Source organism: Myxococcus sp. CA040A (genome assembly GCF_013336725.1).
GTDB classification, from domain to species: Bacteria; Myxococcota; Myxococcia; order Myxococcales; family Myxococcaceae; genus Myxococcus; species Myxococcus llanfairpwllgwyngyllgogerychwyrndrobwllllantysiliogogogochensis.
In genome coordinates this window covers 618,160-642,942 of sequence record NZ_JABUMR010000008.1, presented here as the reverse complement: position 1 = coordinate 642,942, position 24,783 = coordinate 618,160, and the positions used below count along the sequence as shown (strand labels likewise).

The following is a 24,783-nucleotide window of genomic DNA, read 5'->3' as shown; positions in this document are numbered from 1 at the left end:
CTCTGCGAATTGGCTCTTGGCCCGAGTCGGAGAGTACCCAGGCTTCGGCGCTGGATTTCCATCCCGCCCTGCTGCAGTTGGCGCACGCGGTCAGCGCCGTTGTGCTCAGCACCTGCCTATGTGGCTCGCTGCAGTGTAGGCGTGAGCCCAGTTCGACACCCGGCTGAGACGGTAGCTGGCTCCTTCTCGTGCCAGAAAGACTCCGTGGATGCCTCCATGGTGCGCTCTGATTCCACGTCGGCACCGCGACGCCGGAGGACGGCGTTGCCGTGCCCATCGTGCTCGCGGCCTTTCCGGAACTGCCGGTGCCGGCACGCACCGCGCCTGCGCAGAACCTGGAGCTGGATGCCCTGGAGCGTGTTGCCCAGGACGCCGCTCGGCACGACGGCGGGTGGGAGCTGGAGACCGCGGAGCCGTCGCCCCACCTGGCCGAGGACCCGGCCTCGAGTGTTCACCTGCCGCTGGATTCCCGCGGAATGGCCCGCGTCGTCGCGGGTGAGCCCCAGGCCGCCTTCCGCCAGGTAGCCGTGCCGGTGGCGGCCGTGCCGGCCCGTTTGCGGCACTTGCTGGCCATCTAGCCCCGCGCGGTGCTGCTTCTTCTCAGGGAGCTACGCCTGTTGCGCGAGGAGAGGGACTGGGATCGCTAGGCCTCGACCGGGCACCAGGGCTCTATCGCAACTGTGCCGCCGCAGACGTGAGGAGGGCCTTGCGGTCCGCGTCCCTCTTTGCGCGTTCAATCGCGTCGTCGAGGATGTGGCTGAACGTCAGCATCACTGCGACCACGAGCGCATGGTCGATGGCGTCTTGCTTCGTGACATCCCCGCCGTTCGTGTGGACGGCGCCATTCCCAAGGCGTCCCAGGACTGACAGGTCTTCTAGGTCCAGATCTCGAATCCACCGAGGGGCATCTGCACCCTCTCGCTTCTTCTTCAGGTCTTCGATCTTCTGTCCGAGCATCCCCGTCGTGAACCCCAGGTGATGGAGGAGATGCTCAAGCGCGGAGCGGTACATCACGAGGGCAGCGCTGAAGGCTCCGACGCTCTGGGCGCGCGCTGCTTGATCCAGGTAGTACGCCACTCCTGTGGGCGTGTTGGGCGTAGAGATCCCGCCAAAGGTTGAGCGGAGAAGTGCAAACCTAGACCCATCGGGCCCCTTATAAATGACGGCAATGCAAATGTCGGAGCACTCGACACATTGCATGCTGTGCATTGAGGGCGTAAAGTGCTCAATTGTAGTTATGCGATGGGGAAAACTTCTGGCATACAGCCGTCTGACGCTCATTCGCATGGGCGCACGGCAGTTGTTGCAATAGAGGCGTTCGAGGGTGACCGCGCGTGGGGGCTTGGACTCCAATTGGTGATCGTTTTCAAGCGTAGAGATCGTCTGGACAAATGACACCAAATCTTCGAGTTCCGCCATTTCTCAATCCTCCGAGGGCAACAGCCTACTGACTCAACCGCCCGGGGAAAACTGACGAGAGCCGGCCAATTCCCCAGCGGGCGTCGGCGTCCTCTGTTGAACTCGGGCGCTTCTCGATGCCGGACGAGGTGCCTCCCGACGGGGAGACGTGGTTCCTCGCACTGGCCGTCGAGGTGCTGGCGCGCGACGGGGTGGTGGGCGTCCTGTCCTTCGCGGACCCGGAGGCGCGAGCCACAGCGATCGGCGAACTCGTGTTCCCCGGGCACGTGGGCACCATCTACCAGGCGCACAACGCGGTGTACCGGGGACGGGCGACGCCGCGCACGCTGCACCTACTGCCGGATGGGACGGTGTTCAGTGCCCGTGCCGCCCAGAAGGTGCGTGCGAGGGAGCAGGGGTGGCGGTACGCGGTGGCGCAGCTCGTGGAGTCCGGCGCCGAGGCGCCCGCCCCCGGCGAGGACCGGAGCGGCTGGCTTCGCGTGTGGCTGCCCCTGGCGACGCGTCGACAGCGCCACCAGGGGAATCACCGCTACTTCCAGGGACTCCCCCGGCTGCCGGTTGGTTGCTGTCGCCGTCGCTCCGGTATCCGAAGTGAGAAGAGGGGCGGCTGGTGTGAGCCAGTGCTTTGGGGAACTACACGGCGCAGGCGAACCGTCCCAGGTAGCAGCTGCACTCACTCTCCGTCCAGTCATCCCAACAGCAATCAAACTGCTGGCGCGGATGGGAGCAGAGCGCGTTCTGAAACAACGCGCACCGAGGACGCGCAGGTGAGCATGTGGGAGGGGGCGGCGGAGGCGGGCAGGCAATGGTGACGCCGTCGCACGTCACCCCCACGTAGTGGGTCGCGGAGCAGGTCGTCGTCGTGGCTGGGCAGCTGACCGTGCCGGTCTCGCAGGTGGCTGTGCATGCACTCAACTCCGCAGAGGCGTTGCCAAGCACATCACCCTCGGCGGCGACGTCGGCCGGTGCGCCACCGCACGCCACTGCGAGAACAGCGGCGCAGGCCAGCAACCACAGCTTCAAGCTCTTCATGGCAGACCTCCATTGTGAAGGTGTGCGAGCGGAGGACGACCGGGCTGACGGCATCCTCTGGGATTCGAGTCCTGCGGGCAACCTGGGCCGACCCAGCGGAGTAAGTCCCTCGTGCCCCGCCCGGACGGACGGTGTCCTCGGCGTGGGTGAGCCTTGGGGGCATGCGCTTCCGTGCAGCCGGTCAGCCTGGAGTCCCTGAAGTAGGGCGCCCGATGTGGAATGGCGCCACCGAATGCCAGTGCATGCGCGGAGGTGAGGCGTGAGCGACTGGTTCGAGCGCGGGCGTGCCGTCATCGCCACCGAATGCAGAGGCAGGCGCCTCGCCGTCCCAATCGCGGAGCGAGACCTGATGGCCGTCTTGCTGAGCTGCCGCCTGTGTCCGAGGTGCCGGCGCGGCTACCTGGGCAGGAGCGCACGGCTCAGAACTGTGTGCCCCAACCCGGAATGCGGAAAGCACCATGGACTCTGCATACAGGAGCGTCCCGCTCGCAGCGGGACTTCCTCGCGCAGCCGCGGCCCTTGGCGCAGTAGAGCCGACTGGGCCAACCTCGTTGCCGTCGAGGAGCCGTGGCTGGCCATCCCCTTCCGACTCGGTCCCGTGGTCGTCAACCCAGAGCCGGCCGACGGCACCCTCTACTTCTGGTGGAAGGCGCTGATGTGAGCGTCTACGTCGACGGGCTCGATACCCACCCACCGCCGAAGGATGCTGCCAGCCGTCGCGCGGGCGCGCGCCATGAGCACCGCTGGTGCCACCTCGTCTGCGACCCGGGCGAAGAGGTGGAGCTGCACACCTTCGCGGCTCGCATCGGCCTGAAGCGCGCGTGGTTCCAGTCCCCGCCCAAGGCGAGCAAGCCACACTACGACCTGACGCCCCCGCGCCGCGCGGCGGCGCTCGCGGCCGGGGCTGTGGAACTGGACCGCGAGGGGCTGCGCGCCTTCTTTGCTCGGTGGAGGGCGCTCCCGTGAGCGGCACCACCCGCACAGCCAACGAGGAAGTCCTCGAGCGCACGGTGGCGCACTCCGTCCAGGTGGAGCGCTACAAGGCGGGCCTCGTCCGCCGCGTGGTTGCAGTCCTCAACGAGTCCGAAGACGACCTGGAGGCGCAGCTCTCCGAGCGGCTGGAGCGAATCGCCGAGGCGGGCGGCTACGACGCGGGCCCTGCAGTCACCGAGCGCCTGGAGGAGATGTTGGCCCGCGTGGGTGGCGTGCGCGCCGAGGCGTACGGCACGGCGATGGGCCTCATGACGGAGGAACTGGGCGCCTTCGCGCTGCACGAGGCCAGGTGGCAGGCGGCGGTGCTGCAGGAGACGCTCATCGTCGAGCTGTCCGTGGCCATGCCCACCGCGGAGGTGCTGCACGCGGCCGCCTTCTCCCGCCCCTTTGACGGGCATGTCCTCCAGTCCTGGGTGGAGTCCATGGCTCCGGCCGACCTGGACCGGATGGGCGGCGTGGTGCGCATGGGCGTGGTGGAGGGGAAGACGACGCAGCAGATGGTGCGCGAAGTCGTCGGCTCCCGGGCGAAGTCCTACACGGACGGGGTGCTGGAAATCAGCCGGCGCAGCGCGGAGACGTTGGTGCGCACCGCCGTCAACCACGTCTCCACCCAGGCCCGCGAGGAAGTCCTCCAGGCGAACGCTGACATCGTGAAGTACGTGCGCATCGTCGCGACGCTGGATGGGCGCACGACGCTCGGCTGCATGGCGTTGGACGGGAAAACGTTCCCGGTGCGCGAGGGCAGGCGGCCTCCCTTTCACCCGGGCTGCCGGACCACCACCTCTCCCGTCATCGACGGGGTGCGGCTGGTGGGGGACAGGCCGACTGTCACTGACACTCGCACCCGGCGTCAGCGGGAAATCGACTTCCGAGCCGACGCGAAGGCCAAGGCTGGCGAGGTGCGCTGGAAAGGCATGTCCGAGGCGGAGCGGCGAGCGGCCATCGGCCGGCAGCGCGAGAAGTGGACGCGGGAGAACATCGGCGGGGTGCCCAAGGGGCTGTCCTACGAGGACTGGCTGCGGCGTCAGTCCACCGCCTTCCAGGACGAGGTGTTGGGGCCCACGCGCGGAAAGCTGTTCCGCGAGGGAGGGCTGGCGCTGGGGCGCTTCACCGACGCGAGCGGGAAGACGCTGACGCTGGAGCAGCTCCACCAGGTGGAAGCCGCCGCATTCAAGAAAGCGAAGTTGTAGCCGGCCCGCGTGGCCGAGGAGGAAGGACGTATGCCGTTTGACTGGGAGGCCGAGCTGGAGGCGCTGGACGAGGTGCCCGAGAAGTTCCGCGGGCTGTATGCGAAGGGGGAGGGCGGCAAGTTCGCCCTCGACGAGGACCTGGGGAAGCGCCTGGACACCTCCGGGCTCAACACCGCGCTGGAGAAGGAGCGCAAGGCGAAGAAGGAGCTCGCCGAGGCCCAGAAGGCGTGGACGAAGCTGGGGAAGAGCCCGGAGGAGGTGGAGAAGCTTCTCGGTGAGATGAAGGCGTCGCTGGCCGAGGCGCAGAAGGGCAAGGACGGCGCGGTCAACTTCGAGAAGTTGAAGACGGACCTGGAGGCCGGCCACGCAAAGACAGTCAGTGAGAAGGACGCGGAGGTGCAGCGCATGCGGGGTTCGCTGCATGAGCACCTCGTCGACGCGCAGGCCATCGCGGCGCTGTCTGAAGCGAAGGGAAGCGTCGACATGTTGTTGCCGCACGTCCAGCGACGTGTGAAAGTGTTTGAGGAAGGTGGGAAGTTCCTGGCCCGAGTTGTTGACTCCGAGGGGGATCCGAGGGGCAACGGCAAGGGCGGCTTCATGACGATGAAGGAACTCGTCGAGGAGCTCAGGAAGGACCCGGCCTTCGCCCGCGGCTTCGAGCCGTCGGGTGTCACCGGAAGCGGGATGCGACCGGGGGCCACAACGGGCGGGAAGCCCGGTGGTACCGAGAAGCTGGCGGCTCCGCAGCGTATCGCGGCGGCTCTGGCGTCTCGTCGCAGAGGGTAATTCTCGGTGCGCGGGATGCGGCCGGGGACAAGCCAGGCGGGATGCCCGGCCGCAACGCTCTCTGAACCCTGAGTCCACACGCATGTCCAAGGGCCTTTGAGGCTTTCCGCCCTTGGCGCGTCTTCAATCCCTCTCAGCGTTCCCTCTCACCGAGGAGGAGCGTCGCCCCATGGCTTCTATCTCTCTGGCGGAGTCCGCCAAGCTGTCCACTGATGACCTCGTCACGGGCGTCATCGAAACTGTCGTCACCACCGACAGGCTCTTCGAGCGCCTGCCCTTCGACCAGCTCGAGGGCAACTCCTTCACCTTCAACCGTGAGTCCGTGCTCGGCGACGTCCAGGTGCTGGGCGTGGGTGGCACCATCACTGCAAAGAACCCGGCCAGCGTGGAGCAGGACACCGCGACGCTGACGCGAATCATCGGCGATGCCGAGGTGGACGGCCTCATCCAGGCCACGCGCTCCAACGTCAACGACCAGGAGGGCTACCAGATTGTCTCGAAGGCGAAGTCCGCCGGCCGGAAGTTCCGCAACATGCTCATCAACGGGACGGGGCTGAGCGACGAGTTCCCCGGCCTGCTGGCGCAGGTCGCCTCCGGGCAGACCCTTGTGGCCGCGACGAATGGTGCCCTCTACGACGTCGCCTTCCTCGACGAGCTGATCACCAAGGTGAAGGCGAAGGATGGTGAGGTGGACTTCATCTCCATGGCGGAGGTGATGCTCAACCGGCACTACGCGTACCTGCGCAAGCTGGGTGGCGCGAGCATCGCCGAGGTCGTCACCCTCCCGAGTGGGAAGACGGTGCCGGCGTACCGCGGCATCCCCATCTTCGTGAACGACTACTTCCCCACGAACCAGACGCAGGGGACGGCGACGGACTGCACCAGCATCGCCGCGGGCTGCTTCGACGACGGCTCGCGCCGGGTGGGCATCGCCGGGCTGACAGCGCCGGGTGAGTCGGCCGGCATCCACATCAAGGAAGTGGGCGAGTCGAAGGACAGGGACGAGCGCATCACGCGCGTCGTCTGGTACTGCGGCGCAGCCGTCTTCAACGACTACGCCCTCGCGGTGGTGAAGGGCGTGCGGACGGCTCCGCTCCCTCAGTGAGGTGGTGACTTTCCCTGGCGGGAGGGCCCTTGGGCCTTCCTGCCTCCTCTCTTTTCTGCAGCAGCGGAGCGAGCATGGACGGCATTCGGATGATTCTGGTGGGGCCCAACGCAGGGAAGGACATCACCCTGCACGGCTTCGACTTCAAGGGCGGGACGCTGGTGCTCCCGCCGCGAGGGAGCGCGGCCGCTCAGCGCATCCTCACGCGGTACTACAGCGCGTACCCGGCGGGCAGCCTGGAGGGAGAGAAGGCCCAGGCCGACTGGGAGCGTTCACGCACGGGTGGAAGCGCTGACGTTGGCCAGTCCACGGGCCCGGTGGTGGGCGGCGCCCCGTCGATGGCCCAGGTGAAGGCGCTCACCGAGGCGCGCGCGGAGGTGGAGCAGCAACTGGACGCGGAGCGCGCCGAGACGGAGCGCCTGAAGGCGGAGCTGCGCACCGAGCGCGAGGCGAAGAAGGCAGCGGAGGCGAAGCTCGCCGAGGCGGCCAAGGCGAAGAAGGCAGCGGAGGCGAAGCTCGCCGAGGCGGCCAAGGCGCCGGCAGCCGCCGAGGAGCCTCCCGCGTCGAAGGCCAAGGGCAAGGCGGAGTAGCCCGTGCCCCTCGACGCGACGCCGGGCGGCCCTGCCGCCGACTCGTACTGCACCCTGGTGGAGGCGGACGCCTACCACTCTGCTCGCGCGCACAACGCCGCGTGGGAGGCCGCCACCGTGGAGGCGAAGGAGCGCCACCTGAAGTGGGCCACGAGTCTCTTGGACGCCCACTACCAGTACCTGGGCGCGCGCGTCAGCGACGCCCAGGCGCTGGCGTGGCCCCGGCGTGGCGTACGGCTGGACGGGGTGGACGTGTCGCCCCTCACGGTGCCGCTGCGCCTGCGTGGCGCGGTGGCGGAGTTCGCCTTCCGCCTCATGCCCGAGGACTGGACGGCAGGGCTGGGGCCCGTCGTGGACAGCGGCGTCCAGGTGGGCCCCCTGAAGACGACGGCCGAGACGCACGTGCCCATTCCGGCCCAGGTGGCGCAGATGCTGGCGCCGCTGGTGCGCACGCGGCCGGGCATTGGCTCCCTGCAGGTGGTGCGAGGGTGAGTGCCCAGGCGGACAGGCTGGTGCGCAAGTCCCTCGCCCTGCTGAAGAGGTACGGGGAGGAGGCGACGCTCACCCGGCGCACGGTGGGGGTGTACGACGTGGCCACCTCGGCGCCTTCGGTGGCGGTGGCCACCTACCCGGTGACGGTGCAGGTGCAGGCCGACAGCGGGCAGGACAGGGAGGGCGACTCGCTGGCGAAGGGCAGCACGGTGCGCGCCGCGCGCCGCAAGCTGCTGGTGGCGGCCGGCGGCCTGGCCGTGGTGCCGGCGCCAGGTGACGAGGTGGGCCCGCTGGAGGGCCGCACCTGGACTGTCCTGGCGACGGACCCGCCCGTCCAGCTTGGCGGGACGCCCATCCTCTACACGCTGCGGGTGGCCTCGACATGAGCACCGTCAGCCGCACGGACGCCAAGGTCCGCAAGGGCGCCAGCTTCTCCCGACAGGTGGCGGCCTTCGTGGGCGCGACGAACGAGAAGGCCAACGTCGTTGTGAGGAAGACGGCCCTCGGCCTGCTCGCCAACGTCGTGGAGGCGTCGCCGGTGGACACCGGGCGCTTCCGGGGCAACTGGCAGGTGGGCATCGGCGCGCGGCCCTCGGGCACAACGGAAGCCTCGGACAAGGACGGCAGCAGCGTCGTCACCGCCGCGGCGTCCCAGCTCGAGGACTCGAAGCTGGGCGACACGGTGTACGTCACCAACAACCTGCCGTACGCCCGACGGCTGGAGTTCGGCCACTCGGCCCAGGCCCCTCGCGGCATGGTGCGCGTCACCGTCGCCCGCCTGCGCGAAATCCTCGAGGGGGCGGTGGAAGACGCGAAGCAGGGTGGAGGGGGCGGTGGCACGTGAGCACCGTCCTCCTGGACATCACCCAGGCGCTGGAGGCGCGGGTGCTGGAGGTGCTGGGGCCGCAGCTGGGCCCCGGCAACCTGGCCTTCGCCAACGTCGACTTCACTCCGGTGGCGGGCACGGCCTGGGCCCGGGTGGACCACCTGCCGGCGCGCACCGGGCCGGGCAGCGCGGGCGTCGACGCGTTCACGCGCCGCCCTGGCGTCCTCCAGGTGTCCCTCTTCTTCCCCCTGGGCGCGGGCGCCGCGCCGGCCCTCGCTGCCGCCCAGGCGGTGTGTGACGGCTTCAAGCGGGGCACCACGCTGGCGCGCGGGGACACCACCGTCCGTGTCCAGTCCGTCTCCGTCGCCCCGGGCTTCCGGGACGAGCCGTGGTGGGCGGTGCCCGTCTCCGTTTGGTGGTTGGTGCACTCAATCGACTGAGCCGCCACGCGCGGCAGGAGGTACTCGAATGGCTTCTTCGGCTTCAGGGCAGCGCACCGCTGTGCGCTTCGTCGCGGAGGGCGACTACGGCGTCCCCGCCAGCACCACGTACCAGGCGCTCCGCTTCACGGGCACCTCCCTCAACCTCGGCAAGGAGACGTACCAGTCCAACGAGATTCGGGCGGACAGGCAGGTGGCCGACCTCCGCCACGGAATGCGCAGCGTGGCCGGGGACATCTCCTTCGAGCTCTCCCGCCTCACCTTCGACGAGCTGCTCGCGGCCACGCTGTCCGGCACCTGGGAGGCGGTGACGACGGGCGCGGTGTCGCTGGAGGCGGACGCGGACGATGAGTCCTACGTGCGCACCACCGGCAGCTTCCTCGCCGACGGCTTCCTCCCGGGGGACGAGGTGGCTGCCACCGGCTTCACCACGGCGGCCAACAACGGCCGCGCCAAGGTGGTGGCCGTCACCGCCCTGGCCCTCACCGTGGACAAGCTGCTCGCCGGGGACGCCGCCGCCGCGGGCCGCACCGTCGCGCTGGTGGGCCGGCGGTTGAAGTCCGGCACGGAGCTGAAGACGTTCAGCTTCGAGCGCGCCTTCACGGACATTGGCCAGTACATGCTGTACCGGGGCTGCGCCGTCAACGCGCTGAAGCTCTCCATCCAGCCCGGGGAAATCGTCACCGGCAGTGTCACGCTGCTGGGCAAGGACATGGTGCAGTCCACGGCCTCCCACGCCACCACCGTCACGCCGCCCGGCACCGGCAGTCCCTTCGATGCCTTCACCGGCACGTTGCTGGAGGGCGGGGTGGTGGTGGCCAACGTCACTGGCGTGGAGATGAACATCAGCAACGGCCGCAGCACCAAGGGAGTCGTCGGCCAGGCGTCGCCCACCGAAGTCCACGAGGGCGCCTTCACCGTCTCGGGCAGCCTCAGTGCGTACTTCCAGGACGCCACGCTCCTCAACCGCTTCATCGACGAGGAGGAGTCCAGCCTCGAGGTGCTGCTGAGGGACCACAACGGCGTGGACTTCCACCGGTTGTACCTGCCCCGCATCAAATACACGGGCGGGGACCTGGACAACCCGAAGGAAGGCCCCGTCGTCCTCTCGCTGCCCTTCACCGCGCTCCTCGACGCGCGCGCGGGCACCAGCTTCGTCTACCAGCGCAGCAACCCGTAGCCCTTCCCCGGCGCGGCCAGCCCGTGCGCGCTCATCCCTCGCAGTCCAGGAGTCTACCCATGTTCGACTTGTCCTCCATCCGCCACCGCGACAGCGCGGAAGTGGCCATCCACAACCCCCAAACCGGCGCCCCCACCGGAGTCGTAGTCGTCCTGGCGAGCGCGGACAGCCCCGTCGCCCGCGCGGCGGAGCGCGAGCTGCGGGAGCGCTCGCTGACGCGCCTCCAACTGGGCAACCGCAGCGCAGCCGCCACCGCCCGGGAAATCGAGTCCGACGCGGTGGACATGCTGGTGCGCCGCACGCTGGGCTGGAGCGGCTTCGTCGAGGGCGGCAAGCCCGTGCCCTTCTCGGCGGATGCGGCCCTCCGCCTCTACACCGAGCACCCCTGGCTGCGGCGGCAGGTGGACGACGCGCTGGGGGACCGCTCGCGTTTTTTCGAGGCCTCGGCGAGCAGCTCCTCGGCTACGCCCGACACCAGTTCCACCTGAGCAGGCCCGAGGGCGAGGGAGGTGCGTCGTTGCGCGCCCATCTCGAGCAGGTGGCCCTGGCCACCGGCAAGGCGCCCGAGGCGCTGGTGGCCGAGTACGAGCTGCCGGCGCCGCTCGCTCACGTCTGGGCCTGGTTCTGCGAGCTGGGCGGTGCTCGCGGGGCGGGGATGTACTCGCTCGCTCCCATCACCTTCCAGGACATCGAGGCCTGGGCCCGGCTCACCGGGCACCGGCCCTCACCCGCGGAGGTGGGACTGCTGCGCCAGCTCGACGACGTCTTCCGTGAGGAGCTGAACCCGAAGTGAAGAGGTACTCGTGGTGATGTGGCGACTACTGCTGGGCCGGGGCGGTCTGCTTGTTCTCAGCGGCCTTCCCCTTCTCGCCAGCGCGCTCCTGGCGCAGTTCGCTGACAGGCCTCGTCACCTCGATGCCCGTCTTCTCGTCCTTGAATCCGACACGCAACCAGCCTTCGTCTTCAAGCACCTCCCCAGAACCCTGGAAGATTGTCTCCACCTCCTTCTCCATGACAGCCCGGAGCTTTTCTGCGCGCTCCCCCGGAAACTCGCGGACCATGAGAAGGATGGTGTTGCGCTCTCCCGTCACGATGACGTCGCGCTGCCCCTTGGCCAGTTGCACGCGCGCGGCCTCCAACCGCGCGTCTGCTTCCGCCTCGGCGAGCGCAGCTACCCGCTGCGCGGCTGCGACAAACTTTGCTGTCTCGGCGCGGATCGCCTCCCGCTTCTTCTCTTCGTCAGCGCGAGAGTCGCAGGCGGCGAGCGTCAGGAGGAGGGCCACGAGAGCGGAGCGGAAGATCATGGAGCAGGAAACCAGCACATGGCGCATATCCAGGTCCACTGGTCACACATTCAGGTGTCTGGGGGCGATGACCAGTTGAAGCCTTTGAAGGAGGCCCACCGTGTCTGACCAGTTCGACCTGGCCACGCTGTCGGTGCGCATCGACACCTCGGATGCAGCTGCTGGAGTGCAGGGACTCAACGATCTGACGAAGGCATCCGAGAAAACGGAGGCAGCCACCAAAAAGGTGGAGACGGCCAGCGAGCAGTTCCAGCGCGAGATGGCGCGGATGCACAAGGAAGTGGAGGCCAACGTCAGGGCCTTCGAGGAGATGCGCAACAAGTTGAAGGATTTGGAGCGAGTGACCGCGCTCGCGAAGACCTTCGACGCAGCGGCGGAGGCGGCGAAGCGGTTTCAGAAGTCCATGGAAGACACGAAGGTGTTGGACACCTTCAACGAGAAGCTGAAGCTGCTGGAGGGCTCGGCGGGACGCCTCACGTCCGCGTTCGGTGATACGGGCACCATCCACCGGTTCATGAACGAGCTGAACAAGGCCTCGTCTGCCATGTCGAAGATGCAGGACGACATGCGCGCCGCGAAGTCCATCCAGGAGGTGGCGAAGGCCGCAGACCTTGCGAAGTCGCCGGTCGACCAGCTCACGAAGGGGCTCGGGGGGCTCGCCGGCAACCTCATGGGCATGGTGGCGGTAGGTGCGACGTTCCGCAGCGTCACCACCGAGGCGCTGGGTTTCTCGACTGCAATGGCTCAGGTGAGCACCCTGCTGGAGGACGACCAGCTCGGGATGATGGGGCAGCTCGCGGACAGCGCGAAGCGCCTGGGGGCGGAGTTCGGCCGAGGTCCCACCGACCAGGCCAAGGCGCTGTACGAAATCATGAGCGCTGGTGCGGCTGACGCGGCGAAGGCCACGGAGATGCTCGCCGTCGCCAACAAGCTCGCCATCGGCGGCGTGACGGATGTGAGCGTCGCGGCGGATGGCCTCACCAGCATCATGGCCAGTTACGGTAACCAGCTCCGGAGCGCCACCCAGGCTGCAGATGCCATGTTCATCTCGGCCGCCGACGGGAAGACGTCCATCGAGACCATCGCTCGGCATATAGGCAAGGTGGCGCCCATCGCGTCTCAGACGGGCGTGTCCCTCCAGGAACTGCTCGCGGCGAACGCGGCGCTCACGAAGGCCGGCATCAAGACCGAGACGGCCATGGAGGGTGTCCGGAGCATCCTGGCCCAGGTGGCCAAGCCCTCCAGTGAGGCGGCCATTCTTGCGAAGGAGCTGGGCATTGAGTTCAACACCGCGGGGCTGAAGTCCAAGGGGCTCTCGGGCTTCCTCCAGGACATGAAGGACAAGACCGGTGGCAGCACCGAGTTGCTCGCCGCGCTCGTCGGCGGAGTCGAGGCGCTACTCCCCGCGATGACCCTCTCGGGGACCGCCTCGGCGGACTTCGCGGCGTCGCTCCAGCACATGGAGACGTCGGCCGGGAAGACGGAGGCAGCCTTCCGAAAGATGGCGGAGACGCCGCAGATGAAGGTGGACCAGCTCCGCGCTCGGTTCGCCGCCCTGCGCATTGAGGTGGGCGAGGACCTGCTCGGCACCATCTCGCCCGCCATGGATGGCCTGCTGCGCAACTTCGATGAGGTGACGACGGCAGCACGCTACCTCGGGCAGGCGCTGGCGGTGATTGCCGCCGCGCGTGCGGTCTCCTGGGGCCAGGAGTGGACGAAGGCGCTGGCTGAGAAGGCCGCCGCCGCGAAGAAGGCGAGGGAGGCGGTCGTCGAGGCTGCGCTGACCGAGTCGCTCTACAAGCGCGTCCAGGGGGAGAGCCGGGCCGAGTCGTTGAAGAACGCGATGGCACAGCTCGAGAAGCGCCAAGCGACGCTCCAGGCCGCAGCAGCGGTTGAGATCTCGGTGACCGCCTCTCGCAAGGCGGCCATGGAGTCCAACCTGTTGGCGCAGGCGAAGGTGCGCGAGGCGATGGCCATCGAGGGTGCGACGTTCGCCACTCGGGCAGGCTCCGCCGCTCTCTCGGCCATAGGCGGTCCCATCGGCGTGGTCGTCATCGCCTTGGGCGCGGCGGTCACCGCGTTCGCTGAATTTGGACGGGCTGCGGAGGAGGCCCGGGAGAAGGCGAGGCAGCAGGCCCAGGAGTCCGCCGCCTCTATCGGGAGGGGGACCCAAATCGTAGTGGGACTCATGGACCAGACGAAGGCCACCAACGATCAGACCGAGGCATTGAAGCGCCTCGGCATCGCCAAGGCAGAGGTCGGTGCGCTGGGCGGCGACTACCAGAACCTGCTGACGAGCGAGGTCGACACCATAGAAGAGCTCGCCGGAGTCGTGCGGAAGGTCAGTGATCGTGACCTCAACGCAGCCCTGGCCGAGATTGCCCGGCTGACGGCAGAAATTACGAAGAAGCAAAGGGAAATCAAGGCGCTCAACTACCATGACATAGCGCGCGCCGGGAGAGGAGACCAGCGCTTCGCGGAGCTGAGAGACTTCCCCAATGACGTCTTCCAGCGGGACATCGAGAACAAGCTCGTCCCATTGGAGAAGGACCTCGGAATCCAGCAGCAGCGCTATGCAGACATCCAGAAGGCGATGATGTCGCTGGAGCAGGCCGCGAAGAAGGAAGCTGAGCTGGCGGACAAGGTCGCTGGCGCGCATGGCCGCGCGGGTGCTGCTGCCACACGCTCGGCTAGCGAGATGATCGAGGGGGCCCGGACGAAGGCTGAAGAGGCGAAGAAGGCCGCCACGTGGCTGGCGAAGCTCGAAGAGGACGTCCGAGCCATTGGCAAGACGAAGGCGGGCGCCCTCAACCAGACCGACGAGTACAAGGGGTTGACGGAGGAGCAGAAGAAGCTCGCGGACGTCGCCATCGCGAAGCTCCAGGACGCGGAGGCCACGAAGAAGCAGGCCCAGGCGCGCGATGAACTCGCGAAGAAGGCTGCGTCCTGGGTACAGCGCATCGAGGAAGAGGCGCGCGCGGTTGGAAAGGCGAAGGCGGAGGCGCTCAACCTCACCGACGAGTACAAGACTCTCACCGCCGCACAGCGGAAACAGGCCGACGTGGCCATCGCGAAGCTGCGAGAGGCAGAGGCCGCGAAGGAGCTCGCCAAGGCCGAGGAGAAGCGCGTTCAGGTGCTCCAGGAGCTGAACAGGGAACTCGGGGACCCGGCCAGCTCGAAGTACGCCGATGCGCAGAAGGCGCTCCGCGTGGAAGTGGACGCGGGCCGAATGGGACTGGCGCAGTACAACGCCCAGCTCGCCAAAGCGCGCACCCTGTGGACGACAGAGGGACGGGCGGAGGCACAGCTCGCGAAGGAGCTGGAGCAGCTCGAGAAGCAGCTCAACCCGCTGGCCGAGGCGCAGAAGCGCATGGAGGCCGTGCAGAAGCTCTTCGACGACCAGCGCATCAGCGCGGCGGCGTACCGGAAGGAAGTCGCGAAGCTCCAGGAGCAGTTCTCCACGGGCTTCGCGCTCGCCCAGGACGCCGTTACCAGCGCCGCCCAGCACATGGAGGACGCCTTCGTCGGCTTCGCCACCACCGGGCAGTTCAGCATCCGCTCCATGGTGGACGGCATGCTGAAGGACCTGGCACGCCTGCTGGCCCACAAGGCCTTCGTCGCGCTCGTGGACACAGCCACCGGGGCGCTGCTGGGCGCGACAACGAGCACCGCGGGCAACTCGGGCGGATCCACGGTGGGCGGTGCGGACCTGTCCGGCATGTTCGGCTCCATGCTGGGAGGGTCCGCAGGTGCTGGCGGAGCAGGGAAGCTGCGCATGGGGGCAGCGCCTCCCCAGGTGCCGAAGCTCTACGTGCCCAGCAAGGCGGACATCCTCCCTCCGGCGGGAGAGAGCGGAGGCGCGGCACCCATCACCCTCCACATCCACGTCCACCAGGACGGCACTGTGAAGTCCGAGGTGCAGTCTCCTGGAGGAAAGGCCGAGTCCGAGAAGCTGGCGCGTGGACTGGGCACGGTTGTTCTCAAGGTGCTGGTCGAGCAACTCCAGCCTGGTGGCGTCCTCTACAATGGCATCAGGAGGCAGCGGAACTGGCTGTAAAGTCTTGCAAGTCAGTCGGTCGCTTTTTTGATGTCAGGGCCGGGCGCGCCCTCCAGGACTACATGCTCGCTCAGTCGAGTCCGGAGTACGCGAACAGGCGGCGCGCCATGGTGGCCCAGCATGGGGATGCGACGCCATGAGGTCGGATCGCGTGGGCTGGCTGTGCTCAATTCAGCCCAACTAAAGAATGTCGGCCCGGATTGTGGAACAGTCGAGCGAGATGTCGACGTTCGGATCTGTCTTGAAAACGAACGGTTGGTTCACATTCCGTGCCATGCCAACGCAGAGCGGAATCTCTGTGTCCACCGTCAGGCGGGTCTGGGTGAACGTCCACGAATTGTCCCCGGCCTTCTCGGCCACCATGGCCGTCACCGCATTGCACGCACCCACGGGCTTGGGCTCGTTGATCCATTTGTTCTTGCCGACACGCTTTAGCGTCGCCTCGAATTGAGTTGAAATTATTCGGCAGGCCTTCGCCGCGTCCCCCACCTCGGTAAGAAAGTAGTCAAGCCTGCATGCATCATCGGGACAGCCGCACATCTTGGCTATCCGTTGGATGGCAAGGGCACGAGTGCGCTGACGTGCGGCGCTCCATTCCTCTGTCCCCGTCAGATAGCCATCACCGATGATGTTCCACTCAGAGCAGACCTCCTCAAGGAGTTTGTTAGGCTCATCGGGTTTCGACTGAAACTCGGCCTTCGCCGCCGCAACGGCCGCAGCGACCTCTTCCGGGCTCTTGCGATGAACGCGGATTTGAGTGAACCGACAGCGAACCGTCTGGAGGCTGCCGGTCCCCGTACAGTCCATCGTCAGCCACGCGTTCTCTGCCACCGCAGGGATGTTGACGAACAGGGGTGGCGCCTCCGGCTTGGGGGCGGCCGCATTCGACCGCGCCGCTAGCAGCGCGAGGACCAAGGCGATGAGATGTCGCATCCCACCAGACTCCCGCACTGTCCGTGTGGCGGTCAACGAGGTGTGACGTAGTCGCACATCCGGCAACCTAGCGGGTGTCCTAGGCATGTCAGACTTGACTGGTATGCGGGTACGGCCCGGAGGCATCTCCTCCGTCGGCTTCACCACACAACCCAGGACCGCTCATGACGAGTTGTAAGCCCGGCCTCGCCACGCTGTCGTTCACCTTCGACGACGGCACGCCCGTGCGGACCGTCACCGGACCCGACGGGGAGCCATGGGTCGTCGCGACTGACGTCTGTGCCGTGCTCGGACTCCAGAACCCGACCATGGCACTGAAGGGCCTCGACGCGGACGAGGTCGCGACCCTACGCAATGTTGAGGGTCGGGCCGGCAGAGGGGCACAGTCGTTCAACATCATCAGCGAGTCCGGGGTGTGGGCCCTCACCTTCAAGAGCCGGAAGCCCAATGCGAAACGCTTCCGGAAGTGGGTGACGAAGGACGTCATCCAGTCCATCCGCAAGACTGGCGCGTACATCGCCCCGATGGCGGCCATTCGGCAGGCCGTTGCCGAGCGCTTCCTTCGCGCTGGCCTGGCTAAGTGGTCGAAGCGCTTCCCGGATGCCTTCTACCAGGAGATTTTCCGGCTCAAGGGGTGGCCGTGGCAGGGGCCAGGGACGCCGCGCCCTGGAGTCATCGCCCACTACACCAACGACCTCGTCTACGAGCGCCTCGCGCCGGAGTTGCTCCGCATCCTCCAGGAGAGGAACCCCATCAACCTGGAGACGGGCCGCCGTGACGCCAAGCACCACCAGCACCTCTCGGACGACATCGGCGCTCCGGGGCTGGACAGGCACATCCACTCCGTCATCTGCATCATGAAGAGCGCCGCCTCGTGGGACGACTTGATCATACAGATGGACCGCATCCACCCGCGCTGGGCCCACAACCTCCAGCTCCCGCTGATGGATGACCTGCGTCTGTTGCCGCCCGACGCCACAGCATGAGGCGACTGCGCGCCCTACTTTTTCGACGTCGCCCGCGCTGCGAGCGCCTCGTCCAGGGGCGCCCGGCCGTGGCCAACCAGAAGGCCATGCCGGTGTCTCTCACCCGGTAGTGGTAGGCGACCCAGTTTGACCTCTCCCTCGGGCGGAGCACAGACTCCTCGCCGGGGAGTGAATGAATCCAGCCTACCTTTCGGTAGTTTCCTTGGCGGACTTGTTGGGGTGTGGTTCATGGAGACCCTTATCAGGTTCGTGGTGAAGCGTCCCTACTTGCCCGTCGTCATTGCATGGGCGGCGTCCATCCTCATCTCCATCTGGGGAAACGGTGGGATGAGGGTGCTCTCCGTTGTCATCTACAGCCTCGCGGCGCTCACACTGGGCACCATCCGAATCGTAGAGGAGAAGAAGCGGAGGGAAGCGGGAGCCCCACCGCCCACGACGGAGTGACTCACGGTGGATGTGTTGAACTATCCGCCACGGTCGACGCACGTGAATTTGGACAGCCGCTCGCCGTGGGAATAGACACTCACGGGCACGGCCATTCAGCTCATGCCTGCTCTCGCGAGGTTGCGCACCATGCGAATCCCAGAACGCTTCCTGCACTTCACAATGACTGCTGACGACACCGACGCTGTCGCTGCTCTGAAGCAACATCTGCCCGACAGCGACTTCAACGTGTCCGGCCATACGACGGTCCGCCCCGGGTGGTGGCAGCCGCTATGTCATGCGGACTGCACTGCCTGCGATTTGCGGAAGCAGTTGCACGACGCTCGCGGTGGTCACGACTACCGCGCGGGCGAGGTCTTGCCCCAGTGTGGCCACGGCAAGGACTTGGTGTTCGAGGAATGGCACGAGGGGCGAGTGCCAGCAATGGTCGATGGCAAGTAGCGCAGTGCGAAGAACTCCCCGGGCCGTACACACCGGGAAGGGGGCGGTGCCTCACGACAGGGGGGGCGTCGTGGGCGTCTTGTAGGGTGGCCTGCACGGGGCCTGGGAGGAAGCCTGCTGCAGGGCAAGGACACCGTCCGATGGACCAGCCTGTCTATGCTGTTGCCCCGTGCGTGCGTGGGAGGTTGTGGTTTCAAATAGCGGCGTGCTCTAACAACCTGCATGTCCGAGAAGAAGATCACGGCGCCCGGAGCATCCCCAGGTCAAATGTCGCCACATCCAGGCGACGATGCAGATGCCATTCGTGCCAAGGCCACTGCTGTCCTTGGAGAGCTGAGCCGGGCGGCAAAGGAGGCAGCAGCGTCCAATACGAAGCTCACTCGCGACAGCGTCCACGACGTCGCCAAAGGTTTTGATCTCGGTGTCCCGGACGATGTCTGGCGGTGGTCTGGCTTACTGGAGGCCGAGACCGACAGAGGTACGGCCCTGGTTGGAGCTGCGTTCCTCGAAGAGAAGCTAGGAAGTCTTCTGGGCGCCTTCATCATCGACGATGCGAAACTGGAGAAGGCACTCCTTGAGGGCACCGCGCCGCTGGGCACATTCTCTGCTCGCACGAAGGCATGTGAAGCGCTGGGCCTCCTGCGGCATGACACCTGCCGGCTAATCGACAGAGTAAGGAACATTCGCAACAAGTTCGCGCACGTGTCAAAGGACCTCACTTTCGAGTCGTTGGAGATTCGAGACAGCGCCTTGTCCTTGGGGGAGGGTATTCCTCAAGCTACGACGCCGCGGGTCGCATTCATCTGTGCGACGATGTTGCTGGCCGGGGAATTGGACCGCGCAACACTCGCCGCACGTGCCGCGCGGCGAGTGCGCCCTTCTGCGCCGTCGACCTTGTCGCCTGCCGGGCTCATTATCCAGGAGGTTGTCGGCCAATTCCTGGAGTGGGCGAGTGACGGGGACTCAGAGCCGCCGGAGGGCGGCAACACCTGAGCACCATGGCCTTCATGAGGCCACGGTCCGGCACATCTCCTGCTTTCTCCCAGGCCATGGACGAGATGGCTCGACGGGAGGCGCTCGTTCAGCGCCTCAGGGAAGTGGAGAGGGAACTGCAACGCGCGGTGGCGGAGCGGGACGGCAGTCCGGCTGCGAGGACGCGGTATGCACGCGCCCGTGCGGCGCACGCAGCGACGACGCGGGATGCCATCGCTGTTCTGCAAGAGGAGGCCTTCTCCGCTCTCCGTGTTGAGCGAAAGGATGGCATGATTTGCTCGCTCACGAACGCGCCAACGGCTTTCGGGCCAACGGAGAGAAAGGCTTGGTCGCATGGCACTTGGAAAAGAGTGGATGGAGTACCATCTGACGCCACGTGGATGGATGAAGGGTAGCTTTCAACTAGATGGGCAGGTGACAAGACCTCAGCCCACCCCGCCAGATAGGGTTGCAACCTATCGATACGACGAGAGTGTGAACGCGTCCATGACAGGGCTCGATAGGAGTACGCAGCTCACGTGGGAGTCCGCCGACAAGGAACTTCTCGGCAAGCTGCTCAAGTCGTTTGGCCCATGTCCCGAGTCGATGTAGCTGACGTGACCGCCTGGGGATCGCCGGACCACGTCCTTTCATGCGCTGACGATGTCCGGCATGGAGCGATTCCCCTTCACGCCGGACTACGGCGCCCAGCAGCAGACCCAGCCCCGCATCCTGAAGGCCCAGTTCGGTGACGGGTACGCCCAGCGCTCGGAGGACGGCATGCGTACCGTGCTCCCGCGCTGGGCTCTCCAGTTCAACGCCCGCCGGAAGAAGGAGGCCGACGCCATCGAGGCCTTTCTCCAGGCCCGGAAGGGAGTGGAGTCCTTCGAGTTCGTCGTGCCGTCCAGCGCGTGGGACGTCACCAACTCCCCGGTGGGCACCGGGGACGGCGCGCGCACGCAGTACCTCCTCGAGCGGCCCGTAGCGCCAGAGGTCCCCGACGAGAGGGTGCCCGCGACAGGCTGGACGGCGCCGCCGCAGGTGCACATGGACGGGGTGCTCCTGTCCGTCGGAGCGGACTACGTGCTCTCCAGCTCCGGACTCGTCACCTTCACCGCTGCCCCGGCGTCTGGTGCGGCGCTCACCTTCACCGGCAAGGGGGAGCGCGTGGCGCGCGTCGTCTGCGAGAGCTGGTCGTCCACGGTGAAGAGCTTCAATTCCCACGACGTCAGCGCGGAGTTCCAGGAGGTGGCGGGGTAGGGGTTGTTGCGCCATCAGCGTGCAATACCTCCCAGGTGGTATTCCACGCCCCAGGTGGGTGGTGGTTGCCTCTCTTACCTGTCGCGCCTCGGCGTGAGAGGGTCCGCGCCGGCCTGCGAGAGCAGCGCTCAACCCTTGGGGGAATGACATGCCTGTCCACTACGACCCGAACATCATCCAGACGCACGCCGAGGCCCTCTACGCGCAAGCGAAGGGACTTGTCGTGCGCGGTGGCCTCGCTGGCTTCGCCGTGGGAGCGCTCGTTGGATACGCTGTCGGTGGGAACAATGCGGGGCCCACCCTGGCCGTCGTTGGAGGGATTCTCCTGGCCATCATCGGCGTGGCCATGGCGAGAAGCCGCGCCTTCGCGCTCCAGCTCCAGGCGCAGTCGGCGCTGTGCAGTGTGGCCATCGAGGCGAACACGCGCCGGGCGGCCGATGCTGCCGTGGCTGCGGCTCGGCCAGCCGAGGTCGCGCAGCTCTCCCAGGTGGGGTGAGCGGACGACGTCCACGCTGAGGGCGAAGACAGGGGGCATGCACCACCGTGCCCCTGTTGCCGCCGCTCCGCTGCGCGTTAACGTTCCGCCCACAGGGCCTAGTCCCGGGGGCGCCCAGTGAGCGTCGCCGAGGACATCCAGAAGCTGGAGCCAGGCGCCCTGGTGGAGCTCTTCATCCTGGACGCGTCGTCCATCCCCGGAGGCGGCATCAGCCACTTCCACGCGGGGACCAACAGCTTGAACGGGCTCGTGGTGTGGCAGGGCGCCTCGTACCAGCCCTGGCCCGTGCAGGCCCGCGGCTTCGAGAAGTCGGGCACCGGGCGCCTTCCCCGGCCCACGCTCACCATGGCCAACCTCCAGGGCACGCTGGGCGCCCTCGCGCGGGACTGCAACGACTTGCTGGGCGCGCGCGTCATCCGCAAGCGCACCTTCGTCCGCTACCTGGACGCGGTGAACTTCCCTGGCGGCGCCAACCCCACGGCCAGCCCGTCGGAGGGCTTCCCGGACGACGAGTTCATGGTGGACGCGAAGACGACGGAGAACAAGCACCTCATCGAGTTCACCCTCGCGGCGCGGTGTGACTTGGAGGGCGTCCGCATTCCCCTGCGCGTCATCACCCAGATGTGCGGCTGGCAGTACCGGGGCGAGGGGTGTGGCTACGTCGGCCTGCCAGTGGCGAAGGCGGACGACACGCCGACGTCCAGCCCCACCGAGGACCGGTGCGGGAAGCGCCTCTCAAGTTGCAAGGCCCGCTTTGGGGAGACTGCGGTTCTACCCTACGGGGGGTTCCCGGGCGTTGGTCTGCTTCGATGAGCGACTTGGGATGTACCGAGTAAAAAAGGGCCTGCCCCACACATCGGAGCAGGCCCAGGCCAACCGACCCTGGAGTGAGTGGCTACGAGGTCATGACCTTCATGGATCGAGGCTGTCGACGCCGCGGCTGCCTCTTGCCCCGAAGGACGGGATGGTTGAGGGGGTAGTGGAAGCACCACGCCCTCCACAACATCGCCGCCATGACCACACCAACTCCAACTCCAATCACAACGATTCCCTGGCTCGCGGTAAGCGAGCTAAGGATTTCCAATAGTTTAAACATTTGTAACCCCTGCTAGGTTTGAGCCGGGGCACCGAGGAGGTTCAGAATGGGACCGCCAAGGTGCCCTTCACAACGACTGCGAGCTGCGACTGCGCCTGCTCGTGACTGGCGACCATTGCAGTGGTGCCCGTTACGATGTGTGTCAGGGTGTCCTTATGTGTGCCTCCTTGCAATCGTGTGCATGAGAACCCTCGAATTCTTTAAGGAAAGGCCATTTCATCATTCTGATTTCGGCCTTCTCTTGTGGAATGCAATCAATCTATATATTGTTCCTAGGGTCGAAGCCGGCGAGTCCATACTATTGTTCCTAGGGTCGAAGCCGGCGAGTCCATACAATAGATATAGCGAATTGAGAGTAGTCCCTAGACTGCACTAATTACATCGAGTCAGAATGGGACCGCCAAGGCGATCCTGAGGGGTGCCCACTTGCAGGTGGGCACCCCTTTCTTTTGGGGCGCCACGCAGCACAGCTAAGGTGTACCCCGGACAGCCGGTGGAATCAATCCGAGCCGGTACGTCTGTTGAAGGCCTCTTTGCTTTCCTGGCAAGGCGAGTAAATACAGGCAGTTGCGTGGCTTTGTCTGCTGTGCGTGCTTGTCGCTGAACATCGCAGCGCAATCACTCACCTGAATCTACACGATTCCTCAAAAGCCACAATCCTAGCGCCCGTGCCGGTGCCAAGCAGCCGCCCCTGAGTCCCGTACGGGCGTGGCTGCGGCGGCTCAAGGAACTGCACTCACCCTGGAGGTGATGTCTGGCATTCTCCTACGCGTCAATTTGGGGCGGACTTCGTCCTCGTCCTCGCGGACGTTGGTGGACGCGCGGCGCTTGAGTCGCGTGTCCAAGGGGCCCGTGATGTTGTCGGTTGGCATGTCCGACCTGTCGATCTTCCTCGTTTCCGCTGTGTTGGAGCATGCCCGCCAGGAGTTCCCCCGCGAGTCCTGCGGACTAATGGTGCTCGTCGAGGGAGGGCTGGTGTACCGGCCCTGCCGCAACCTCGCCGAGAGCCAGGCCCACTTCCACCTGGCGCCGGAGGACTTTGCGCGCGCCGAGGCCGAGGGGGAGGTGGTGGCCGTCGTCCACTCCCATCCCAACGCGTCCCCAGCGCCGAGCGAGGCGGACCGCGTCATGTGCGAGCGCTGGGGCCTGCCCTGGCTCATCGTCAACGTGCCGGTGGGGCACTGGCAGGTGCTGCACCCGAGCGGCTACCGGCCGCCCCTGGTGGGCCGGCCCTTCAGCCACGGTGTCCTCGACTGCTTCAGCCTCATCCGCGACTACTATCGCGAGACGCTGGGGCTGGAGCTCCGCGACTTCGAGCGCCCCGACGACTGGTGGGCCAAGGGCGGTAACCTCTACCTGGAGGGCTATGAGCAGGCGGGCTTCGTCGACGTGACGGGCGCCCCGCTGCGCGAGCACGACGTCCTTCTCATGCAACTTCGCTCGAAGGTGCCCAACCACGCGGGCGTGTACCTGGGCGCGGACGTCGTCCTCCACCACCTCCAGGCTTCGCTCTCCAAGAGGGAGACGTACAGCGGCTTCTGGGCAAAGGTGACTCGGAAGGTTGTGCGGCATCGCACCCTATGCTGACGACGGTGGTGCTCGGCGGCCCCCTGGGAGCTCGCTTCGGGCGGGAGTGGAAGCTGGAGCTGGGAGTGCCCTCGGCTGCGGAGGCGGTGCGAGCCCTTTGCGCGATATGCGAGGGCTTCGCGCGCTTCCTCGCGGAGAACAGCGCGCCCGGCTACCACGTCCTCGTCGGCGAGCGAGACGTCGGCGCCGAGGAGCTGGGCGTCGTCACGGGCGAGACGCGCATCACCATCCTCCCGGCGCTGGCCGGCGCGAAGCAGGCAGGAGTCCTCCAGGTGGTGCTGGGGGCGGTGCTCATCGCCGGCGGCGCGGTGCTCTCCGTCTACGACTACGGCGTGGTGGGCGGGCAGCTCATCGCCCTGGGCAGCAGTCTCATGGTGGGCGGCGCCGCGCAGCTCCTCTTCAAGCCGCCCTCGGCGACGGGTCCAGCCGAGAAGCCGGACACCCAGCCCTCGTACGTCTTCAACGGCCCCGTCAACACGCTCGCCCAGGGCCACCCGGTGCCGCTCTGCTACGGAGAAATGCTGGTGGGCAGCTGCGTGGTGTCCGCCGGCATCTCCACCGAGTGGAGCGCGGGCGGTGGCTTCGGTGGCTCCACGGGCAGTGGACAGCATGGCCCAGATGGCCAGGCGCCCGGGGGCGGAGGCTGCCCGGCGCCATGGGTGCCCATCCTCCTCTCGGACGGACGCGAGGTGCCTGCGGGTGAGGTCCGCGCGGGCGCGTGGGTGCGCACACAGGACGAGGTGACGCTGGAATGGGGCGACTACCCCGTCTCCTACGTCTCCACCCTGGAGGCGGAGCGCTGGCGACTGGTGCTCGACGACGGCCGCGAGCTCGTCGCCACCTACAACCACCGCGTGCGCACGGATGCCGCATGGGTGGAGCTGCGCCACCTCGACGCGGGCATGCGCCTCGTCGGCGAGCGCCCCGGCGTGGTGCGCCAGGTGGAGGCGGCTGGGCGTGGCCCGGTGGTGCGCATCACCGTGGCGGGCGCGCACACGTACCAGACGGTGGGCTTCCTCAGTCACAACTTGAAGAAAGAGGACCCGGAGGAGCCCCATGTCATTGAGGCGTGAGCGGGGCGAGCTTCGAGGCGCGGGCGGCGGGAGCGGAGGGAAGGGAGGGGGAGACGCTCAGCGCTCACCCGTTGAGTCCCC

27 protein-coding genes are annotated in these 24,783 nt (G+C 66.9%); 24 read left to right on the top strand and 3 right to left on the bottom strand.

All coding sequences use genetic code 11. The annotated features are described in order from the left end of the window. Positions 1–269 precede the first annotated feature (269 nt). Positions 270–578: a hypothetical protein gene (locus tag HUA75_RS35485; protein WP_174488918.1), complete on the top strand. Its 309-nt coding sequence runs from the start codon at positions 270–272 to the stop codon at positions 576–578. Between the two features lie 91 nt (positions 579–669). On the opposite strand, the gene HUA75_RS47600 is transcribed toward HUA75_RS35485, so the two are convergent. Further along, positions 670–1,077: a DUF4145 domain-containing protein gene (locus tag HUA75_RS47600; RefSeq protein ID WP_174488917.1), complete on the bottom strand. Its 408-nt coding sequence runs from the start codon at positions 1,075–1,077 to the stop codon at positions 670–672. Positions 1,078–1,535: 458 nt separating this feature from the next. Here HUA75_RS47600 and HUA75_RS35475 point away from each other — a divergent pair, with 458 nt between their 5' ends. The 13 genes from HUA75_RS35475 to HUA75_RS35415 all read left to right on the top strand — a co-directional run bounded on the left by HUA75_RS35475 (position 1,536) and on the right by HUA75_RS35415 (position 10,846). Beyond that, complete coding sequence (locus tag HUA75_RS35475; protein ID WP_174488916.1) at positions 1,536–2,231, top strand: hypothetical protein; 696 nt, start codon at positions 1,536–1,538, stop codon at positions 2,229–2,231. Between the two features lie 877 nt (positions 2,232–3,108). Then, the gene (locus HUA75_RS47595; RefSeq protein WP_174488915.1) at positions 3,109–3,417 is read left to right on the top strand and encodes a DUF4031 domain-containing protein; all 309 of its coding nucleotides are present in this window, start codon (positions 3,109–3,111) and stop codon (positions 3,415–3,417) included. Beyond that, a complete protein-coding gene (locus tag HUA75_RS48070; RefSeq protein WP_174488914.1) occupies positions 3,414–4,634 on the top strand; it encodes a minor capsid protein in 1,221 nt (406 codons plus the stop codon). Before HUA75_RS47595 ends, HUA75_RS48070 begins: the two co-directional genes overlap by 4 nt. Before the next feature lie 30 nt (positions 4,635–4,664). Continuing rightward, complete coding sequence (locus HUA75_RS35460; protein ID WP_174488913.1) at positions 4,665–5,420, top strand: hypothetical protein; 756 nt, start codon at positions 4,665–4,667, stop codon at positions 5,418–5,420. A gap of 169 nt (positions 5,421–5,589) precedes the next feature. Further along, positions 5,590–6,525 carry a major capsid protein gene (locus tag HUA75_RS35455; RefSeq protein WP_174488912.1) on the top strand — a complete coding sequence of 312 codons (936 nt, stop codon included), beginning with the start codon at positions 5,590–5,592 and terminating at the stop codon, positions 6,523–6,525. Positions 6,526–6,599: 74 nt separating this feature from the next. Beyond that, positions 6,600–7,115 carry a hypothetical protein gene (locus tag HUA75_RS35450; RefSeq protein ID WP_174488911.1) on the top strand — a complete coding sequence of 172 codons (516 nt, stop codon included), beginning with the start codon at positions 6,600–6,602 and terminating at the stop codon, positions 7,113–7,115. A gap of 3 nt (positions 7,116–7,118) precedes the next feature. Then, positions 7,119–7,607 (top strand): DnaT-like ssDNA-binding protein, encoded by a 489-nt coding sequence (locus HUA75_RS35445; protein ID WP_174488910.1) that lies wholly within the window; start codon positions 7,119–7,121, stop codon positions 7,605–7,607. Beyond that, the gene (locus HUA75_RS35440; RefSeq protein ID WP_174488909.1) at positions 7,604–7,993 is read left to right on the top strand and encodes a hypothetical protein; all 390 of its coding nucleotides are present in this window, start codon (positions 7,604–7,606) and stop codon (positions 7,991–7,993) included. Before HUA75_RS35445 ends, HUA75_RS35440 begins: the two co-directional genes overlap by 4 nt. Further along, a complete protein-coding gene (locus HUA75_RS35435) occupies positions 7,990–8,451 on the top strand; it encodes an HK97 gp10 family phage protein (RefSeq protein WP_174488908.1) in 462 nt (153 codons plus the stop codon). Before HUA75_RS35440 ends, HUA75_RS35435 begins: the two co-directional genes overlap by 4 nt. Then, a complete protein-coding gene (locus HUA75_RS35430) occupies positions 8,448–8,873 on the top strand; it encodes a phage tail terminator-like protein (RefSeq protein WP_174488907.1) in 426 nt (141 codons plus the stop codon). Before HUA75_RS35435 ends, HUA75_RS35430 begins: the two co-directional genes overlap by 4 nt. A 28-nt stretch (positions 8,874–8,901) precedes the next feature. Beyond that, positions 8,902–10,053, top strand: coding sequence for a phage tail tube protein (locus tag HUA75_RS35425; protein WP_174488906.1), 1,152 nt, complete (start codon positions 8,902–8,904; stop codon positions 10,051–10,053). Between the two features lie 59 nt (positions 10,054–10,112). Then, positions 10,113–10,541 carry a hypothetical protein gene (locus tag HUA75_RS35420; RefSeq protein ID WP_174488905.1) on the top strand — a complete coding sequence of 143 codons (429 nt, stop codon included), beginning with the start codon at positions 10,113–10,115 and terminating at the stop codon, positions 10,539–10,541. A gap of 29 nt (positions 10,542–10,570) precedes the next feature. Further along, the gene (locus HUA75_RS35415) at positions 10,571–10,846 is read left to right on the top strand and encodes a hypothetical protein (protein ID WP_174488904.1); all 276 of its coding nucleotides are present in this window, start codon (positions 10,571–10,573) and stop codon (positions 10,844–10,846) included. A gap of 25 nt (positions 10,847–10,871) precedes the next feature. Here the strand turns inward: HUA75_RS35415 and HUA75_RS35410 are convergent, their stop codons facing one another. After that, positions 10,872–11,384 carry a hypothetical protein gene (locus tag HUA75_RS35410; protein WP_217446412.1) on the bottom strand — a complete coding sequence of 171 codons (513 nt, stop codon included), beginning with the start codon at positions 11,382–11,384 and terminating at the stop codon, positions 10,872–10,874. A gap of 73 nt (positions 11,385–11,457) precedes the next feature. Here HUA75_RS35410 and HUA75_RS35405 point away from each other — a divergent pair, with 73 nt between their 5' ends. Then, positions 11,458–15,414 (top strand): phage tail tape measure protein, encoded by a 3,957-nt coding sequence (locus HUA75_RS35405; RefSeq protein WP_174488902.1) that lies wholly within the window; start codon positions 11,458–11,460, stop codon positions 15,412–15,414. 180 nt (positions 15,415–15,594) lie between these two features. Here the strand turns inward: HUA75_RS35405 and HUA75_RS35400 are convergent, their stop codons facing one another. Further along, on the bottom strand, positions 15,595–16,347 hold the full coding sequence (locus HUA75_RS35400) for a hypothetical protein (protein ID WP_174488901.1): 753 nt from the start codon (positions 16,345–16,347) through the stop codon (positions 15,595–15,597). A gap of 164 nt (positions 16,348–16,511) precedes the next feature. Here HUA75_RS35400 and HUA75_RS35395 point away from each other — a divergent pair, with 164 nt between their 5' ends. The 9 genes from HUA75_RS35395 (at position 16,512) to HUA75_RS35355 (ending at position 24,702) form a co-directional block, all read left to right on the top strand. After that, entirely contained in the window at positions 16,512–17,333 is an 822-nt protein-coding gene (locus HUA75_RS35395; protein ID WP_174488900.1) for a P63C domain-containing protein, read from the top strand. Positions 17,334–17,561: 228 nt separating this feature from the next. Next, a complete protein-coding gene (locus HUA75_RS35390; RefSeq protein WP_174488899.1) occupies positions 17,562–17,777 on the top strand; it encodes a hypothetical protein in 216 nt (71 codons plus the stop codon). A 129-nt stretch (positions 17,778–17,906) separates the two neighbouring features. After that, a complete protein-coding gene (locus tag HUA75_RS35385) occupies positions 17,907–18,218 on the top strand; it encodes a hypothetical protein (RefSeq protein ID WP_174488898.1) in 312 nt (103 codons plus the stop codon). A gap of 222 nt (positions 18,219–18,440) precedes the next feature. Then, the gene (locus HUA75_RS35380) at positions 18,441–19,211 is read left to right on the top strand and encodes a hypothetical protein (protein ID WP_174488897.1); all 771 of its coding nucleotides are present in this window, start codon (positions 18,441–18,443) and stop codon (positions 19,209–19,211) included. A gap of 651 nt (positions 19,212–19,862) precedes the next feature. Further along, positions 19,863–20,450 carry a phage tail protein gene (locus tag HUA75_RS35375; RefSeq protein ID WP_217446411.1) on the top strand — a complete coding sequence of 196 codons (588 nt, stop codon included), beginning with the start codon at positions 19,863–19,865 and terminating at the stop codon, positions 20,448–20,450. A gap of 148 nt (positions 20,451–20,598) precedes the next feature. Continuing rightward, positions 20,599–20,946 carry a hypothetical protein gene (locus HUA75_RS35370; protein ID WP_174488895.1) on the top strand — a complete coding sequence of 116 codons (348 nt, stop codon included), beginning with the start codon at positions 20,599–20,601 and terminating at the stop codon, positions 20,944–20,946. 117 nt (positions 20,947–21,063) lie between these two features. Beyond that, positions 21,064–21,759, top strand: coding sequence for a phage minor tail protein L (locus HUA75_RS35365; protein ID WP_174488894.1), 696 nt, complete (start codon positions 21,064–21,066; stop codon positions 21,757–21,759). 1,153 nt (positions 21,760–22,912) lie between these two features. Next, positions 22,913–23,629, top strand: coding sequence for a C40 family peptidase (locus HUA75_RS35360; protein ID WP_174488893.1), 717 nt, complete (start codon positions 22,913–22,915; stop codon positions 23,627–23,629). Then, positions 23,623–24,702, top strand: a complete 1,080-nt coding sequence (locus tag HUA75_RS35355; RefSeq protein ID WP_174488892.1) for a hypothetical protein — start codon at positions 23,623–23,625, stop codon at positions 24,700–24,702. Before HUA75_RS35360 ends, HUA75_RS35355 begins: the two co-directional genes overlap by 7 nt. The last annotated feature ends 81 nt before the right edge of the window (positions 24,703–24,783 follow it).

Excerpts from the sequence above, each read along its gene's own strand:
- HUA75_RS35450 (WP_174488911.1), top strand. The coding sequence starts at position 6,600 with ATGGACGGCATTCGGATGATTCTGGTGGGGCCCAACGCAGGGAAGGAC.
- HUA75_RS35455 (WP_174488912.1), top strand. The coding sequence starts at position 5,590 with ATGGCTTCTATCTCTCTGGCGGAGTCCGCCAAGCTGTCCACTGATGAC.
- HUA75_RS35355 (WP_174488892.1), top strand. The coding sequence starts at position 23,623 with ATGCTGACGACGGTGGTGCTCGGCGGCCCCCTGGGAGCTCGCTTCGGG.
- HUA75_RS35380 (WP_174488897.1), top strand. The coding sequence starts at position 18,441 with ATGTCCGAGAAGAAGATCACGGCGCCCGGAGCATCCCCAGGTCAAATG.
- HUA75_RS35475 (WP_174488916.1), top strand. The coding sequence starts at position 1,536 with ATGCCGGACGAGGTGCCTCCCGACGGGGAGACGTGGTTCCTCGCACTG.
- HUA75_RS35400 (WP_174488901.1), bottom strand. The coding sequence starts at position 16,347 with ATGCGACATCTCATCGCCTTGGTCCTCGCGCTGCTAGCGGCGCGGTCG.
- HUA75_RS35410 (WP_217446412.1), bottom strand. The coding sequence starts at position 11,384 with ATGCGCCATGTGCTGGTTTCCTGCTCCATGATCTTCCGCTCCGCTCTC.
- HUA75_RS35420 (WP_174488905.1), top strand. The coding sequence starts at position 10,113 with ATGTTCGACTTGTCCTCCATCCGCCACCGCGACAGCGCGGAAGTGGCC.
- HUA75_RS35435 (WP_174488908.1), top strand. The coding sequence starts at position 7,990 with ATGAGCACCGTCAGCCGCACGGACGCCAAGGTCCGCAAGGGCGCCAGC.
- HUA75_RS35425 (WP_174488906.1), top strand. The coding sequence starts at position 8,902 with ATGGCTTCTTCGGCTTCAGGGCAGCGCACCGCTGTGCGCTTCGTCGCG.
- HUA75_RS35370 (WP_174488895.1), top strand. The coding sequence starts at position 20,599 with ATGCCTGTCCACTACGACCCGAACATCATCCAGACGCACGCCGAGGCC.
- HUA75_RS35460 (WP_174488913.1), top strand. The coding sequence starts at position 4,665 with ATGCCGTTTGACTGGGAGGCCGAGCTGGAGGCGCTGGACGAGGTGCCC.
- HUA75_RS35360 (WP_174488893.1), top strand. The coding sequence starts at position 22,913 with ATGTCCGACCTGTCGATCTTCCTCGTTTCCGCTGTGTTGGAGCATGCC.
- HUA75_RS35390 (WP_174488899.1), top strand. The coding sequence starts at position 17,562 with ATGGAGACCCTTATCAGGTTCGTGGTGAAGCGTCCCTACTTGCCCGTC.
- HUA75_RS35385 (WP_174488898.1), top strand. The coding sequence starts at position 17,907 with ATGCGAATCCCAGAACGCTTCCTGCACTTCACAATGACTGCTGACGAC.
- HUA75_RS35375 (WP_217446411.1), top strand. The coding sequence starts at position 19,863 with ATGGAGCGATTCCCCTTCACGCCGGACTACGGCGCCCAGCAGCAGACC.
- HUA75_RS35395 (WP_174488900.1), top strand. The coding sequence starts at position 16,512 with ATGACGAGTTGTAAGCCCGGCCTCGCCACGCTGTCGTTCACCTTCGAC.